This window comes from Parasphingorhabdus sp. (assembly GCF_041748495.1).
GTDB lineage: Bacteria > Pseudomonadota > Alphaproteobacteria > Sphingomonadales > Sphingomonadaceae > Parasphingorhabdus.
Genome location: NZ_JBGTDD010000057.1, coordinates 1 through 15,581, shown reverse-complemented (window position 1 = coordinate 15,581; position 15,581 = coordinate 1). Strand labels below are relative to the sequence as shown.

General features: G+C 59.3%; 17 protein-coding genes. 9 read left to right on the top strand and 8 right to left on the bottom strand.

What is annotated here, in order from left to right; translation table 11 throughout:
- The 9 genes from ACEW8J_RS04640 to ACEW8J_RS04600 form a co-directional block, all read left to right on the top strand.
- On the top strand, positions 1-484 hold a 484-nt coding region (locus ACEW8J_RS04640; RefSeq protein WP_373490466.1), incomplete at its 5' end, for a DUF885 family protein.
- Positions 485-751: 267 nt separating this feature from the next.
- Positions 752-1,594: a DUF6597 domain-containing transcriptional factor gene (locus ACEW8J_RS04635; protein WP_373490465.1), complete on the top strand. Its 843-nt coding sequence runs from the start codon at positions 752-754 to the stop codon at positions 1,592-1,594.
- Between the two features lie 125 nt (positions 1,595-1,719).
- Positions 1,720-2,241 carry an Rrf2 family transcriptional regulator gene (locus ACEW8J_RS04630; protein ID WP_373490464.1) on the top strand — a complete coding sequence of 174 codons (522 nt, stop codon included), beginning with the start codon at positions 1,720-1,722 and terminating at the stop codon, positions 2,239-2,241.
- A 56-nt stretch (positions 2,242-2,297) separates the two neighbouring features.
- Positions 2,298-3,758 (top strand): Fe-S cluster assembly protein SufB, encoded by a 1,461-nt coding sequence (sufB, locus tag ACEW8J_RS04625; RefSeq protein WP_373490468.1) that lies wholly within the window; start codon positions 2,298-2,300, stop codon positions 3,756-3,758.
- A gap of 82 nt (positions 3,759-3,840) precedes the next feature.
- Complete coding sequence (sufC, locus tag ACEW8J_RS04620; RefSeq protein ID WP_373490463.1) at positions 3,841-4,590, top strand: Fe-S cluster assembly ATPase SufC; 750 nt, start codon at positions 3,841-3,843, stop codon at positions 4,588-4,590.
- Between the two features lie 133 nt (positions 4,591-4,723).
- On the top strand, positions 4,724-5,476 hold the full coding sequence (locus ACEW8J_RS04615; protein ID WP_373490462.1) for a SufD family Fe-S cluster assembly protein: 753 nt from the start codon (positions 4,724-4,726) through the stop codon (positions 5,474-5,476).
- Between the two features lie 92 nt (positions 5,477-5,568).
- On the top strand, positions 5,569-6,762 hold the full coding sequence (locus tag ACEW8J_RS04610; protein ID WP_373490467.1) for a cysteine desulfurase: 1,194 nt from the start codon (positions 5,569-5,571) through the stop codon (positions 6,760-6,762).
- A gap of 9 nt (positions 6,763-6,771) precedes the next feature.
- Positions 6,772-7,305, top strand: a complete 534-nt coding sequence (locus ACEW8J_RS04605) for an SUF system Fe-S cluster assembly protein (protein ID WP_373490461.1) — start codon at positions 6,772-6,774, stop codon at positions 7,303-7,305.
- 106 nt (positions 7,306-7,411) lie between these two features.
- Positions 7,412-7,774, top strand: coding sequence for a HesB/IscA family protein (locus tag ACEW8J_RS04600; RefSeq protein ID WP_373490460.1), 363 nt, complete (start codon positions 7,412-7,414; stop codon positions 7,772-7,774).
- Positions 7,775-8,050: 276 nt separating this feature from the next.
- On the opposite strand, the gene ACEW8J_RS04595 is transcribed toward ACEW8J_RS04600, so the two are convergent.
- The 8 genes from ACEW8J_RS04595 to ACEW8J_RS04560 all read right to left on the bottom strand — a co-directional run bounded on the left by ACEW8J_RS04595 (position 8,051) and on the right by ACEW8J_RS04560 (position 15,503).
- Positions 8,051-8,980, bottom strand: coding sequence for an electron transfer flavoprotein subunit alpha/FixB family protein (locus tag ACEW8J_RS04595; RefSeq protein ID WP_373490459.1), 930 nt, complete (start codon positions 8,978-8,980; stop codon positions 8,051-8,053).
- Positions 8,980-9,726 carry an electron transfer flavoprotein subunit beta/FixA family protein gene (locus ACEW8J_RS04590; RefSeq protein ID WP_373490458.1) on the bottom strand — a complete coding sequence of 249 codons (747 nt, stop codon included), beginning with the start codon at positions 9,724-9,726 and terminating at the stop codon, positions 8,980-8,982. The genes ACEW8J_RS04595 and ACEW8J_RS04590 overlap by 1 nt, the downstream gene beginning before the upstream one ends.
- 196 nt (positions 9,727-9,922) lie before the next feature.
- A complete protein-coding gene (sucC, locus tag ACEW8J_RS04585) occupies positions 9,923-11,125 on the bottom strand; it encodes an ADP-forming succinate--CoA ligase subunit beta (RefSeq protein ID WP_373490457.1) in 1,203 nt (400 codons plus the stop codon).
- Positions 11,126-11,314: 189 nt separating this feature from the next.
- On the bottom strand, positions 11,315-11,830 hold the full coding sequence (locus tag ACEW8J_RS04580) for an N-acetyltransferase family protein (protein ID WP_373490456.1): 516 nt from the start codon (positions 11,828-11,830) through the stop codon (positions 11,315-11,317).
- Between the two features lie 13 nt (positions 11,831-11,843).
- A complete protein-coding gene (locus ACEW8J_RS04575; protein ID WP_373490455.1) occupies positions 11,844-12,083 on the bottom strand; it encodes a hypothetical protein in 240 nt (79 codons plus the stop codon).
- Positions 12,084-12,169: 86 nt separating this feature from the next.
- On the bottom strand, positions 12,170-12,958 hold the full coding sequence (locus ACEW8J_RS04570) for a DUF1206 domain-containing protein (RefSeq protein ID WP_373490454.1): 789 nt from the start codon (positions 12,956-12,958) through the stop codon (positions 12,170-12,172).
- Between the two features lie 41 nt (positions 12,959-12,999).
- Positions 13,000-13,548, bottom strand: a complete 549-nt coding sequence (gene ppa, locus ACEW8J_RS04565) for an inorganic diphosphatase (protein ID WP_373490453.1) — start codon at positions 13,546-13,548, stop codon at positions 13,000-13,002.
- Positions 13,549-13,562: 14 nt separating this feature from the next.
- Positions 13,563-15,503, bottom strand: a complete 1,941-nt coding sequence (locus ACEW8J_RS04560) for a M61 family metallopeptidase (protein ID WP_373490452.1) — start codon at positions 15,501-15,503, stop codon at positions 13,563-13,565.
- Positions 15,504-15,581: the final 78 nt, after the last annotated feature.

The window sequence follows — 15,581 nt, the reverse complement described above, 5'->3', positions numbered from 1 at the left end:
AATCCAGACCGAATTGGGCGATCTGCCGCCATTCCGCAGATTTGGCGGATGGACTGCCTATACCGAAGGCTGGGGACTTTATTCGGAAGAACTCGGCAAGGACATGGGGTTTTATGAAGATCCCTATAGCGATTTCGGCCGGCTCGGCATGGACTTGTGGCGGGCCTGCCGGCTGGTGGTCGACACCGGTATCCATCACAAGCGCTGGAGCCGCGAGGAAGCAATCCAGTATCTGACTGACAATACGCCCAATCCGGAAGGCGATATCCAGAAGGCCATCGAACGCTATGTTGTCTATCCCGGCCAGGCGACCGCCTATATGATAGGCAAGCTGAAGATACTCGAGCTCCGGGCGCGGGCGCAGGATGCGCTCGGCGAGCGATTCGCCATGGGCGATTTTCATGATGTTGTCCTGAACAGTGGTCCGGTGCCGCTCGACATCCTCGAAGAGCGGGTGGACGCCTGGGTTTCGGCGAGCCAGTAACGGGATTTCCTGCCGATTGTCCTAAATTGTCAAGCAAATGGGAGAAATCTGTCGTTTCTATCCAATGATTCCGGGCGGATTAGGGTGATAGGAGCTTTGCGACCCGAAGGGCTCCCGCCATCGCAATGCGATGGCAACAGGGTTCTTTTCCTTATCGGCCTGACTATTAATTTAGTCAGGCCTTTTTTTTACCTTTGTTTTTCAGCTATAAAGGAGCATTCATACGCTATCTGGGCCTGGAGGGGGGCAGATCAGGGGGTCGTTGTTTTGGTTAGTCTGAGATATTTTGCGCCTGCAGAGGATGTTCGGGACCTGGTCTCGGTCTATTATCTGTTCGAAGTGGATCAGCCGCGATTTGCCGACAATGAGCGCGCCGCGATCGCGCAGCTGCGCTTTCTGCTGCAGGGTAGCGCGAAGATCAGCTTTGCCGATGGCAGCAGCTTTCCGGCCAAGGATGCGATGCTGCAGGGGCCATCGACGGGATCCATGCATTTCGATGTGACCGGACCGTTCCGGATGTTCGGTGTTGGCATATTGCCAGCTGGCTGGGCGATTTCGACGCGGAAATCGGCCGCAGACTATACCGATCGGGCGGTCAGCGCCAATGAGGTTTTCTCCCAGGAAATTGACAAGAATCTGGACTATCTGCGCGGCTGCCAGACTCCCGAAGAGATGGTTATCTGGGCAGACAAGATTTACCGGTCGCTGAAACCGCGCCTGAAACCGGAGACCGCCGCCTTCACCAAAATGGTCGATGAATGGCTGTCGTCGGAGCCTTCGCCGCCGGTCAGCGGCCTGATGGAGCGGTCGGAGCAAAGTTCGCGGCAGGTGCTGCGTACGGTGAACAAGCTCTACGGCATGCCGCCGAAATATCTCGCCCGCAAATATCGGGCGCTGCGGGCGGCAAGGGCCTATGCCGAGCATAATGAAGAAGAATTGCTGGAACTGGTTGATGCCTTTTACGACCAGTCGCACATGATCCGGGAAGTGAAATTCTTCGCCGGCGTGACCCCGACCCAGCTCCGCGTCGGCGAGGGCGAGACCGCTCGGCTGATCGACCAGCGCGGTGACCTGAAAGGCAAGATCGCGCCGCTGACTTCGGATACCTGAATGGAAGAACTGGAAGCATAGACGAGCCGCGCTGGAATCCGCGGAAGCCGCGCTGGGCTTGCAATGTTGGATAAATGAGACTAAATCGGTCTTGTTTACAATTTCACCCTAGCGATTCGAGAAAAATGCGCCTTTCCAACCTTGCCGATTATGCTGTTGTCCTGATGTCCGCCGCCACGCGGCATTGCGGTGCTGCGCTGCTCGCCGAGGGGAAGCTCAATGCAACCAAGCTCTCGCAGGAAACGGGTGTCCCTTTGCCAACCGCGAAAAAACTGGTCAGCCGCCTGACCGCAGCCGGCCTGTTCGAATCAACCCGCGGCATCGGTGGCGGGATCCGGCTGGCGCGGCCCCCGGCATCGATCAGCCTCGCCGACATCATCGAAGCGGTCGAAGGTCCGCTGGCGATCACCAGCTGCACGATCGACGGCAATCATGATTGCCTGCTGGAAACCGGCTGTACGGTGAAGCCCCATTGGGGGGTCGTCAACCGGACAATAAGACAGGCGCTGAATGATGTCAGTCTGGCTAGCCTGTCGGATCTGCCAACCACACACAGGAGTCACCATCTGTCTCGACCAGGGTCGAGAGACGGTGACAGCAAGCGAAGTGTCTCGACTTCGCTCGACACGAACGGGATAATGTTATGAGCGACAACGTCAAAACCTCCGATCATGATGCCGCCAGGGATGATGCGCGCACGGAAATGAACGCCGAGGCGCAGCAGGCGGTCGACAAGGCCAGCACTTATGAATTCGGCTGGTCGTCGGATATCGAGCAGGATTTTGCGCCCAAGGGGCTCAATGAAGATACCGTCCGCTTCATTTCCGACAAGAAAGGCGAGCCCGAGTGGATGCTGGAATGGCGTCTCAAGGCCTTTCGCCAGTGGGAAAAGATGGAATCGCCGGACTGGGCCAAGCTCGACATCCCGATGATCGATTATCAGGATGCCTTTTATTATGCCGAACCCAAGCCGCGGGAAAAGATCGGTTCGCTCGACGAGGTCGATCCGGAGATCCTGCGCGTCTATGAGAAACTGGGCATTCCGATCGAGGAGCAGAAAGTGCTCGCCGGAGTCGAGGGTGCGCGCAAGGTAGCGGTGGATGCGGTCTTCGACAGCGTCTCGGTGGCCACCACCTTCCGCAAGGAACTGGAAGACGCCGGCGTGATTTTCCGGTCCATTTCGGAAGCGATCAAGCAATATCCCGACCTGGTCCGGAAATATCTGGGCAAGGTCGTGCCGATGCACGACAATTATTTCGCCACGCTCAACTGCGCCGTGTTCAGCGACGGCACCTTTGTCTATATCCCCAAAGGCGTGAAATGCCCGATGGAGCTCAGCACCTATTTCCGGATCAATGCGGAAAATACCGGCCAGTTCGAGCGCACCCTGATCATCGCCGAAGAAGGCAGCTATGTATCCTATCTCGAAGGCTGCACCGCGCCGATGCGCGACGAGAACCAGCTGCACGCCGCCGTTGTCGAACTGGTCGCGATGGATGATGCGGAGATCAAATATTCGACCGTCCAGAACTGGTATCCCGGCGACGAGAATGGCAAGGGCGGCATCTATAATTTCGTCACCAAGCGCGGTCTGTGTCAGGGCAAGAACAGCAAGATCAGCTGGACCCAGGTCGAGACCGGCAGCGCGGTGACCTGGAAATATCCGAGCTGCGTGCTCAACGGCGAAGGCAGCGTCGGCGAATTTTACTCGGTAGCGCTGACCAACAATTACCAGCAGGCCGATACCGGCACCAAGATGATCCACAATGGCAAGAACACCCGTTCGACGATCATCTCCAAGGGGATCAGCGCCGGCCACAGCGACAATACCTATCGCGGGCTGGTGCGGGTCGGGCCGAATGCGGAAAATGTCCGCAATTTCACCCAGTGCGATTCGCTGCTGCTCGGCGACCAGAGCGGCGCCCATACCGTGCCCTATATCGAGGTCAGGAACCCGACCGCGACGATCGAGCATGAAGCGACGACCAGCAAGATCAGCGACGACCAGATGTTCTACGCCCAGCAACGCGGGCTGGATGCAGAGGCGGCGGTGAGCCTGATCGTCAACGGCTTTGCCAAGGAAGTGCTCAAGGAACTGCCGATGGAATTTGCGGTCGAAGCGCAGAAATTGCTGGCGATCAGTCTTGAGGGGAGCGTCGGGTGACACCTTCCTTGCGCCATCCTTTCGCAGATTCAGGCCGAAGGGCCGAGTGCAGTTACGATCACACCAACTTAAAGTGAAAATGATGCTAAAAATTGAAAACCTCCACGCCTCAGTCGGCGACACAGAAATCCTCAAAGGGCTGTCGCTCGAAATCAATGCGGGCGAAATCCATGCGATCATGGGCCCCAACGGTGCGGGCAAGTCGACGCTCGCTTATGCGCTCGGCGGACGGCCCGGCTATGAAGTGACCGAAGGGTCCGCGACGTTTGACGGCACAGATCTGCTCGATATAGATCCCCACGAACGGGCCGCTGCCGGAATCTTCCTCGGTTTCCAGTACCCGGTCGAAATTCCAGGCGTCTCAAACCTGCAGTTCCTCCGCGAAAGCCTGAATGCGCAGCGCAAGTCGCGCGGTGAAGAGGCGCTCAACGGGGCGGAATTCATCAAGCTGGCGAAGGAAAAGGCGGCGCTGCTCAAAATGGACATGGACATGCTCAAGCGGGCGGTCAATGTCGGCTTTTCCGGCGGCGAGAAGAAGCGCAACGAGATGGTGCAGATGGGGATCCTCGATCCCAAGCTGGCGATCCTCGACGAGACCGACAGCGGCCTCGACATCGACGCGCTGCGCACCGTCGGCAATGGCATCAATGCGATCATGCGCAAGCCCGACAAGGCGGTGCTGCTGATCACCCATTATCAGCGGCTGCTCGAAGAGGTGAAACCCGATTTTGTTCATGTGCTGGCGAAGGGCCGGATCGTCAAGACCGGCGGACCGGAACTGGCGCTGCAGCTCGAGAATGAAGGCTATGAAGCGATAGCGGAGGCGGCGTGATGCTTTTCTCGTTCGTTCCTATTAGTCGTCATGCTGAACTTGTTTCAGCATCCATCGCGACCCAATCACAGCCTGCAGGTTCTGAGAAATGGACCCTGAAACAAGTTCAGGGTGACGAATTGGGTGTGTCTATATGACCGCACCGCTCCCCACTCGCCGCGATGAAGCCTGGCGCTATGCCGACCTCAAGGCGCTCGCACCGGTCTGGTCAAAGATCGACGGGCCCGAGAAGATCAATGTGCCGGCTGGCAAAAGCCTGTCGCGCCAGATTGCCGAACTGCCGGTGATCGACGGCGTCGGTATGATCGATCTGGATGTCACGATAGGCGACAAGGCGACCTTCACGCTCCATATACTGGCGCATGCCGCCGATTATGGCCGGATCCAGGTCAAGGCGACTTTGGGCAATGGCTCGCATTTCGAGCTCGGCGGCGCGATCCTCGGATCGGGTCAGCAGACGCTGGAAATCGTCACCGAGACCATCCATGCCGAACCCAATGCCACCTCGAACCAGATCGTGCGCTCGGTATTGGCGGACACCGCCACCGGCAGCTTTCTTGGCAAGATCAACGTTGCCCGCCACGCCCAGAAGACCGACGCGGCCCAGTCGGTCAAGGCGATGCTGCTCGACCGCGGCGCCACCGCCAATGCCAAGCCGGAGCTGGAAATTTTCGCCGATGACGTGAAATGCGCCCATGGCGCGACGGTCGGCGAGCTCGACAAGCAGGCTTTGTTCTACATGGCCTCGCGCGGGCTCGACCCGGCGACGGCGAAGAAGCTGATGCTGCAGGCGTTCATTGGCGATGCGTTTGTGTCGGTGGGCGATGATGCGGTGCGCGAAGCGATCGAGAGCAAGGCGCTCGGTGTGCTGGAGGGTTTGTCGTGAGCCAGAGCTCATCTCTCCCGCTCGCTTCGAGCGAAGTCGAGAAGCCGGCTGTGGCGGATAGAAATGTCTCGACTGCGCTCGACACGAACGGAATGGCGCGCTTATACCGCGCCGATTTCCCCGGCATTCCCGCCGGCTGGCATTATCTCGACTCTGCCGCGACGGCCCAGAAATCCCAGCCCGTGCTCGACGCCATTGCCCGCGCCTATGGGCAGGATTATGCGACCGTGCATCGCGGCGTCTACGAACGCTCCGCCCATATGACGCTCGCTTTTGAAGCGGCACGCAAACGGGTAGCGGGCTTTCTCAATGCTACCAGCGAGAATGAAATTGTCTTCACCAGCGGCGCGACCGACAGCATCAATCTGGTGGCGGAAAGCTGGGGTAATAAATTTATCGCCAGCGGCGACCGGATCATGCTGTCGCAGCTGGAGCATCATAGCAACATCGTGCCCTGGCAGATGCTGGCCGAGCGGGCGGGGGCGCAGATAGATGTCGCGCCGCTGACCGATGACGGTCAGATCGATCTCGACTGGATCGAGCAACATCTGACCGAACGGCACAAGTTGGTCGCGCTAGCCCATGTCTCCAATGTGCTCGGCTCGTTGCTCGACGCCAGACGCGCCGCTGCCATCGCGCACAAGGTCGGCGCCAAGCTGTTGCTCGACGGCTGCCAGGCCGCGCCGCGTCTGCCGGTCGATGTGCAGGACCTGGGCTGCGATTTTTACGTTTTTTCCGGCCACAAGATTTACGGCCCGACCGGAATCGGCGCGCTGTGGGCGCCTTATGCGACGCTCGAAGCGATGCCGCCGTGGAAGGGCGGCGGTTCGATGATCGACCGGGTGAGCTTTGACGGCACCACCTATGCACCGCCGCCGGGCCGCTTTGAAGCGGGCACGCCGCATATTGCCGGCGTGGTCGGGCTCGATGCGGCGATCCAATATGTCGAGGCGATCGGGCTGGACGTTATCTCGGATCACGAGAATGCCACGCTGGCCACCGCGCGCGAAGCCCTGTCCGGGATCAACTCGGTGCGGGTTTTCGGGCCGGACAGGAGCATGGGCATATTGAGTTTCGCGGTCGGCGACGTGCATCCGCACGATGTCGCCACTATATTGGATGAAGGCGGCGTGGCGATCCGGGCCGGGCATCATTGCGCCCAGCCGTTGATGGACTATCTCGGCGTGCCGGCGACGGCGCGGGCGAGTTTCGGGATTTACAGCGATGACAGCGATGTCGCCGCCCTGGTGGACGGCATCAATCGCGTCAGGAAGATTTTCGGATAAGGTGAGGTTATGAACGAAGAACGGAAGATATTGGTGGAAGAAGTCGACAGCGTCGAGAAGCCGAAACTGGCCAAGGTCGAGGATGCGGTGGATGATATATCGGCAGACAAGCCTGCGCCGGTGATGGCACCATCGCCTTATGAAGCGGAAAGCGATTCGGCGAAGCTCAATCGCAAGAAGGATTATCTCGAGGGCTTTCTGGCACAGAAGCCGGCGGAAGCTCCGGCGGGCGAAGCGGGGGGTGACCTTTATGAAGCGGTGATCGACACGCTGAAATCCATCTTCGATCCGGAAATTCCGGTGAATATCTATGATCTCGGACTGATCTACGGCGTCGAGATCACCCCTGACAATCACGCGATTGTCACCATGACCCTGACGACGCCGCATTGCCCGGTCGCCGAATCGATGCCCGGCGAGATCGAAATGCAGGTTGGTAGCGTCCCCGGCGTCGGCCATGCCGAGGTCAATCTCGTCTGGGACCCGCCCTGGGACCCCGGCAAGATGAGCGACGAGGCGAAGCTGGAACTGGGGATGTTGTGAGGCTGGAGAATGAACTTGCCGTTCGTCTCGAGCGAAGTCGAGAGACTGGTGCGCAGACCAGAGGTGTCTCGACTGCGCTCGACACGAACGGGATTGGAGTAAAGAAATGACCGACACGAAAACCAAGACCAGAGAAATTCCGGCCGCGATCAACCTGACCCCGGCGGCGGAGCAGCGCATCGCCGACCTGATGGCAAAAGCCCCCGAGGACGCGATCGGCGTGAAGCTGTCGACTCCCCGCCGCGGCTGCTCGGGCCTCGCTTATTCGGTCGACTATGTCAGCGCGGAAGTCCCGTTCGACGAGAAAATCATCACCCCCGGCGGCGTGTTCTATGTCGACGGCGGCTCGGTGCTCTACCTGATCGGCAGCACGATGGACTGGGTGGAAGATGACTTCACCGCCGGGTTCGTGTTCGAGAACCCGAACGCCAAGGGCGCCTGCGGGTGTGGGGAGAGTTTTACGGTTTGAGGGGGCTTTTCTCAGAGCAATTAGCGATTTAAAAAACCCGGCGCTTTCACGCAGGGTTTTGTCGTTTCGTCATTCTGAAACGAGTTCAGGATGACGCGCTTGCGAGCTTCCCTCTCCCGTGAGGGAGAGGGTTGCGCAGGCTTGATGAGCGTAGCGAATCTAGCCGGAGCTGGGTGAGGGTGTACTTCGCTTCGGATAGCAGAGCACCCTCATCCGACATTGCGTAAGCAGCGAAGCTGCTAACGCGCCGTATGCTTCTCCCTCAAGGGAGAAGGTTTACAGCTTCTCGGTCAGTTCCGGCACCGCATTGAACAGATCCGCGACCAGTCCAATATCCGCAACCTGAAAAATCGGCGCGTCTTCGTCCTTGTTGATCGCGACGATGATCTTGCTGTCCTTCATGCCCGCAAGATGCTGGATCGCGCCGGAGATGCCGATGGCGATATAGACTTCCGGGGCGACGATCTTGCCGGTCTGGCCGACCTGATAGTCGTTCGGGACATAGCCTGCATCGACGGCGGCGCGGCTGGCGCCGATGCCGGCACCGAGCTTGTCCGCCAGGGGCGTGATCACTTCCTCGAACTTTTCGCTCGAACCCAAGGCACGGCCGCCGGACACGATGATCTTGGCGCTGGTCAGTTCGGGACGTTCGGACTTGGCGATTTCTTCGCTGACGAAGCTCGACAGGCCGGAGTCGCCGGCGCCGGTGACACCTTCGATCTTGGCCGAGCCGCCTTCGGTTTCCGCCTTGTCAAAGGCGGTGCCGCGGACGGTGATGACCTTCTTGGCATCGGAAGACTGGACCGTGGCGATGGCGTTGCCGGCATAGATCGGCCGGGTGAACGTTTCTTCGCTTTCGACCGAGAGAATGTCGCTGATCTGCATCACGTCGAGCAAAGCGTCGACGCGCGGGGCGATATTCTTGCCGGTGGTGGTCGCGGGCGCGAGGAACGCGTCATGCGTTTCCATCAGGCTGGCGATCAGCGGCGCGGCATTTTCCGGCAGCTGGTTGGCGAGCGCCGCATCATCGGCGACATGGACGGTGCTGACACCGGCGACCTTGGCGACCTGTTCACCGACGCTGGCACAGCCGGAGCCGATCACCAGCGCGTGGACTTCGCCCAGCTGCGACGCGGCGGTGACCACGGCCAGCGTCGCGTCCTTCATGTTCTTGTTGTCATGTTCTACGAGTACGAGCGTTTTCATTATATGGCTCCCACGGTTTTGAGTTTCGCGACCAGCGCATCGACATCCTCGACCTTTTCACCGGCCTTACGGACCGGCGGTTCGGAGACATTGGTGGTGGTCAGACGCTTGGTGATGTCGACGCCGTAATCGGCGGGCGTCTTCTCGTCCATCGGCTTTTTCTTCGCCTTCATGATGTTCGGCAGCGAGGCATAGCGCGGTTCGTTGAGGCGCAGGTCGGTGGTGACCACGGCGGGCAGGTTCAGCTTGACCGTCTGCAGGCCGCCGTCGATTTCGCGCTTGACGGTTATGCTGTCGGCGTCGAGTTCGACGGTATTGGCAAAGGTGCCCTGACCCCAGCCGAGCAGAGCAGCGAGCATCTGGCCGGTCTGGTTCGAATCATCATCGATCGCCTGCTTGCCGGTGATCACCAGCCTGGGCTGTTCTTCCTCGACAATTTTCGCGAGGATCTTGGCAACCGCCAGCGGTTCGACTTCTTCGTCGGTGACCACCAGAATAGCGCGGTCGGCACCCATGGCGAGCGCGGTACGCAGCGTTTCCTGGGCCTTTTGCGGACCAACCGAAACGGCGATGATTTCTTCCGCCTTGCCGGCCTCTTTCAGGCGAATCGCTTCCTCGACGGAAATTTCGTCGAACGGGTTCATCGACATTTTCACATTGGCGAGATCGACGCCGCTGCCGTCGGACTTGACCCGCGGTTTCACGTTATAATCTATCACCCGCTTGACGGGCACCAGGATTTTCATTGCTGTTTCCTTCTTCTATTTTCTCAAGCGTCTTAGCTTACGTTCACGTAAACGTCAAATATGTCGCTGCGGTGCAGCATTATCTCCCCTCCCCTTCAGGGGAGGGGCCGGGGGGGGGGATGTCTTGAACAGTGCACCCCTGGAATACAGGCCCCACCCCCAACCCGTCCCCTGAAGGGGAAGGGTTTAAGTTGCTTCAGGCCGCCTGTTTCTTCACCTGCGCGACAATCTTGCGCGCCGCATCGCCCAAATCATCGGCGGAGACGATCGGCAGGCCGCTATTGGCCAGGATTGCCTTGCCCTCGGCGACATTGGTGCCTTCCAGACGGACGACCAGCGGTACGGACAGATCGACTTCCTTGGCCGCGGCGACAATGCCCTCGGCGATGATGTCGCATTTCATGATGCCGCCGAAGATGTTGACGAGAATGCCTTCGACCGCTGGATCGGCGAGGATGATCTTGAACGCGGAGGTGACCTTTTCCTTGGTCGCGCCGCCGCCGACGTCGAGGAAATTGGCCGGGAACGCGCCGTTGAGCTTGATGATATCCATCGTCGCCATCGCCAGGCCGGCACCATTGACCATGCAGCCGATATTGCCGTCGAGCTTGATATAGGCGAGATCGGATTTGCTCGCTTCGACTTCTGCCGGGTCTTCCTCGGTTTCGTCGCGCAGCGCCGCCAGATCGGGATGGCGCATCAGCGCGTTGCCGTCGAAGCTCATCTTGGTATCGAGCACGATCAGCTGCTGATCCTCGGTCACGACCAGCGGGTTGATCTCGACCATCTCGCAGTCCATCGCCATGAAGGCGTCATAGAGCTGCTTGCCGAGCTTCTGTGCCTGCTTGTTGAGATCGCCGTCCAGGCCCAGAGCGAAAGCAATGGTCCGGCCGTGATGCGGCATGAAACCCTGCGCCGGATCGATGGTGATCGTCTTGATCTTTTCCGGCGTGTTGTGCGCCACGTCCTCGATATCCATGCCGCCTTCGGTGGACACCACCATCGCGACCCGGCCGCTGGCCCGGTCGACCAGCATCGAGAGGTAGAATTCCTTCTCGATATCCACACCGTCGGTGACATAGAGCCGGTTGACCTGCTTGCCTTCATCGCCGGTCTGGATGGTGACCAGCGTATTGCCGAGCATTTCCTCGGCATTGGCGCGTACTTCGTCGATCGATTTCGCTAGCCGAACGCCGCCTTTGGCATCGGGGCCCAGTTCCTTATACTTGCCCTTGCCGCGGCCACCAGCGTGGATCTGCGCCTTTACGACATAGAGCGGTCCGGGGAGTTTTTCGGCTGCGGCAACCGCTTCTTCAACGGTCAGCGCGGCATAGCCGACAGGAACGGCAAGGCCGTGTTTGGCGAGCAATTCTTTGCCCTGATATTCGTGAATGTTCATGGGAGAGAGGCAATGCCTTTCGTTAAGGGAAATAGTGAGTCTTGCGGAGGGCTAAAGCACAGTCAGGGCGCTATTTCCACCCTGTTTCGTGATAATTATCAGTTGTCTCAGTCCGCTTTCCTGCCTCACCCTGAACGCCTTCGACGATGGCCCGGCAGATCGGAAAATTATCCTTTGAGGGCAGCAACTTCACAGCGTCAGGCGCATGGCGCATCGCCGGTCGCCGGGCAATCCATGGTCGACTTCCGATAGGAGCAAGTCCGCCAGTCGTTGCGGCAGATCGGCCTCATCCAGCGTCTGAAAACCCAGCTTCTGGTAAAAATGTTCGTTGAAGGACAGGTCGCGAAAGGTTGTCAGAGTGAGATCGTGCAAGCCTGCCGCTTCGGCATATTCTTTTGCGGTCTCCATCAGCCTTCGACCGACGCCCTTGCCCTGATGGCCGTCCGCAACCGACAGTTCGACGATGTGCAGCGATCGGCCATATTGGGCAGCGGTCAGAAATCCGATACAGCACGCTGCCGATATCGCGACCCAGACCGTGCCTTCGTCAATATGGATTCGGTGAACCCCGGCGGACATCACCCCCTCGCTGGCAATCCATTCCAGACCGGGAATCGATAGAAAGGCCGTACCGGCGGATCGTTCGATATCCGGCAACAAGGCGGCTTCATCAGGGGTCGCCAATCGAATGACAATATCGGGCATCTTGGCGTCACATCTATCTTACCGCGCAGATCACTCCCGACGACGTCACCACGCCGAGGATTTCCGGATCCTGCAGCGCGCGGGTCTGCCTGACAAACTCGCTGAAGCTCACGTCGCCCGGCTTGCGTTTCTCCAGCTTGCTCAGGCCGGTAAGCTTGTTCAGCTGGCCCAGCGACAGGCGGTCGACCATCCGGTCGGCCATGCAGGCCGAGATCGGTGCGGACAAGCCGGCTTTCATCAGGCCATTGCGCACCCGGGTTTCGGGTGTAGCGCAGGCCGCCAGCAGCGCACATCCGGCTATGCTCAGGATGATGGCTTTGCAGGGGATTTTGCAGGTGGTCAGGATTTCAATCGCTCCAGCACGTTGTCATTTGTGATACGGCGATAGCGCGCCATGACCAGGCTGAACAGCCCAAATAGCAGCAGGCCGATCGCTACGGCCGTATAAAGCCAGTTGGTGGAGCGCAAACTGTTCAGTACCTGACCTATACCACCGACAGACGCGGCATCATCGCTGAGCGCGGCCGCGGTAATTTTCCACCCAAGTACGCCAAAGACCACCGCCCGCGCAGCGTAACCTGCGCGCCCGACATACTCGGCCATGGCCGGTGCATCGGCATCCAGCAATCCCATGAATTTTGCAGTATAAGCCTTGATCGCTTGATTGGCCGCCGCCGCGAGAAATCCCACACCCACTAGGGCCAGCAATATCTCCCCCATCGGCATGGCTGCCAGCGTTCCGGCAGCCTGACCAGCGGAGTCACCATCGCCAGATGACTCGACCGGCCAGTCGAAAACCGTCTTGAAGGCAAAATAGCACAGGAATATATGGGCAAATCCGCTAGCCGCATGGCCAAGGCGAACCACCATCCCCTTGGCATCGCTGCCATGGCCCTGCAGATCCATCCACGCACCATATAGCCGGAAAATGCCGTAGCCGAGCAGCCCCAGTCCCACCAGGGACAGCAGAATTGCGCCGCCGGACATGGTGCCAATCTCTTCCAGCACGCCGGTAGTGCCTTTGGAGCCCCCTGTCGTGAGAGCCAAAAATCCGGTCAGGCCATATACGACCGCCCGGCCGAGATAACCAGCGCGCGCGAAAGTTTCGATATTGGTGATACGGGACATGCAGGGCTCCTGTTAAACTGCTCAGCAGCTTAACGCCCGGTCTAGCCCTTGGTTGCGTTACCCGCGCTTTTCGCCAGTTCGATCGCTTCCAGCACGACCCGACGCGCCTCGTCGGCATCGCCCCATTTGCCGACGCGCACCCATTTTTCGGGCTCGAGATCCTTATAATGGGTGAAGAAATGCTCGATCTGCTGCATCACGATTTCCGGCAGATGGCTGCCTTCGTCGATCTTGCGATAATAGGGAAAGGTCGCATCAATCGGGACGCAGAGCAATTTTTCGTCGCCGCCATGTTCGTCCTCGAGATTGAGCACGGCAATCGGGCGGCAGCGCACGACGCAGCCGGGCATGAACGGCGAACGCGCGACAACCAGCGCGTCAAGCGGGTCGCCATCGGGCGACAAAGTGTGCGGGACGAAGCCGTAATTGGCGGGATAGCGCATCGGCGTGTGCAGGATGCGGTCGACAAACAGCGCACCGGACGCCTTGTCAAATTCATATTTGACCGGTTCGCCGCCCACCGGGACTTCGATGATCACGTTCAGGCTTTCCGGCGGATTGTCGCCAATCGGGATTTGATTAATGTCCATGGAAAAGGTGGTCCTTATCTGGTTTTTGGCTGTAGCAGCCGGTCAATGCCGTCCGCTTTATCAGCACCCTCTCCGGTTATTTTTTCGAGCGTCGGATAGCGCAGGCCGCCGGAATGGTCGACCATAAAATTATGATAGGCTTCACCATTTTTGGCAAAAATATCAATCTTGCCGTCTTGCCCGCGATTTTTCTCGATCGCCTGTTTCAAGGCTTCGTCGCTATAGGCGCTGCCGTTGACTGCGGAAATCGTCAGCCCGGATTTCAGGCCGGCACGGAAAGCGGGGCTGTCCCAGATCACCGATTTGATCATGCCCTTGGCGCCCATGACCAGGCCGACGCTATGGCTCAGATCCAATTGCTTGCGGCGCTTGTCATTGGCCAGGATATAGGCGCTCGGCTGGTCGACAAAGGCGAGCTGATAGCCGCCCAGTGTGAGGCCGTTTTTGGGCGCTTCGCTGCTGGTCCGGTGTACGCGTTCGGCAATGAATGCGGCCCAGTCATAGGGCTGGACGGCGGCAAGCGCGTTGATGACATCGACTTCCTCATAGGTGCGGACACCCCAGTCGCCATTTCTTCCACCGAAAAACGACCGGGCAAAATCGCCCAGCGATTTTTTGCCCCGCGATTCCCGGCGAATGATCTGGTCGGCCTCGAGCCAGATCAGCAGGCCTTCATTATAATAATCTTCCGCTCGCTGCCAGCTGGTCCAGGGCTTGGGCTGGCGTGCAGCGATGATCGGGTCATGGGTGGTGTCGACCAGCGGGCGCCAGGTCCGGCCGATCCGCAAGTCCATATCGGCGGCGATCGCGGCGAGGGCATCCAGCGTATCCTGTTGCGAATAGAGACCGGACCGCGCGCCCAGCACATAGCCCCAGAATTGTGTCTGACCTTCATAGACCCAGAGCAGATTGTCGCGCATCGGTTGCCGGAAATCGGGCGTCCACATGCCTGCGGGCCGGCGATATTTGCCGTTCCAGGCATGGACGATCTCGTGCGGCAGCAGATTGCGGCGGCCCGGTCCGCTGTCCCAGTCGGTGAAATATTCCCGGTTCACGGCATTTTCCGAAGATCGGTGATGTTCCAGGCCGATGCCGCCCATTTCGTCGGTCAAGGCGAGCAGAAAATCATAGCGGTCATAGGGGTGGCTGCCGAACAGGGCTTCGGCCTCGCGGACCAGCGCGCCATGCTGCGCAAGATGCTCTTTCTTCGGCTGCAGGAATTTCGCGTCATCGGCGACAATATTGAGATGCACCCGGTTGGTCAGCGCATGGGTCTGGAAATGCCGGCCGGCGAAAACGGGACTGTCGACCAATGTATCATAATCGGTTTTCTCGTAGACAATCCGGTTTCCTCTGGCTGATTTCGGCCGCATGGCGCTAGCGGCCTGCCAGCCTTCGGGATAGATCGCAGTCGCGTCGACCGCAATCTGGCGTACATAATGGCCAGCGGGATAGAGCGACACCTGATGCCAGCGCAGATTGAGCATCGACGGCGCCATGACGATCCGGCCCTGGCTCTCCGTCGTGGCGGAGACAAACTGGAATTTCGCGACAATCTCCGACACGCCTTCCGGCACGTCCATGTGAAAGGCATAGACGTCGACATCGTCGCGGACCCATTCCAGCCTTTGGTCGGCGGCGGCAAATTCCAGCCCGACCAGCTTTTCGATCTCGCCGCGCGGGGCATGATTGCCGGGCAGCCATTCCGGATAGAGCAGGGTGATGCGGCCGGCCCGGGCTACCGGAATCGTCTGGGTGACGCGAAAAATGCCCTGATCATGATCGCGTGCATCGACCTCCAGCAGCATCGTGCCGGGATAGGCAATATCCTGCGGTGCCGGGATCATATCCTGCGGCGCGACATATTGCGGCTTGCTGAGATTGGCAGGCATTGCCGAGGCGGGCGCGAATTGTGCAAGACCTAGCAAAAGACCCAATAAGGCGGCGATACGCATGTGCAGACATTCCCCTGAATCAACTCCATTCGCAAATGAAGCTTTTTCTTGGCGGCGTCTAGTGGTTGCAAATTTTCC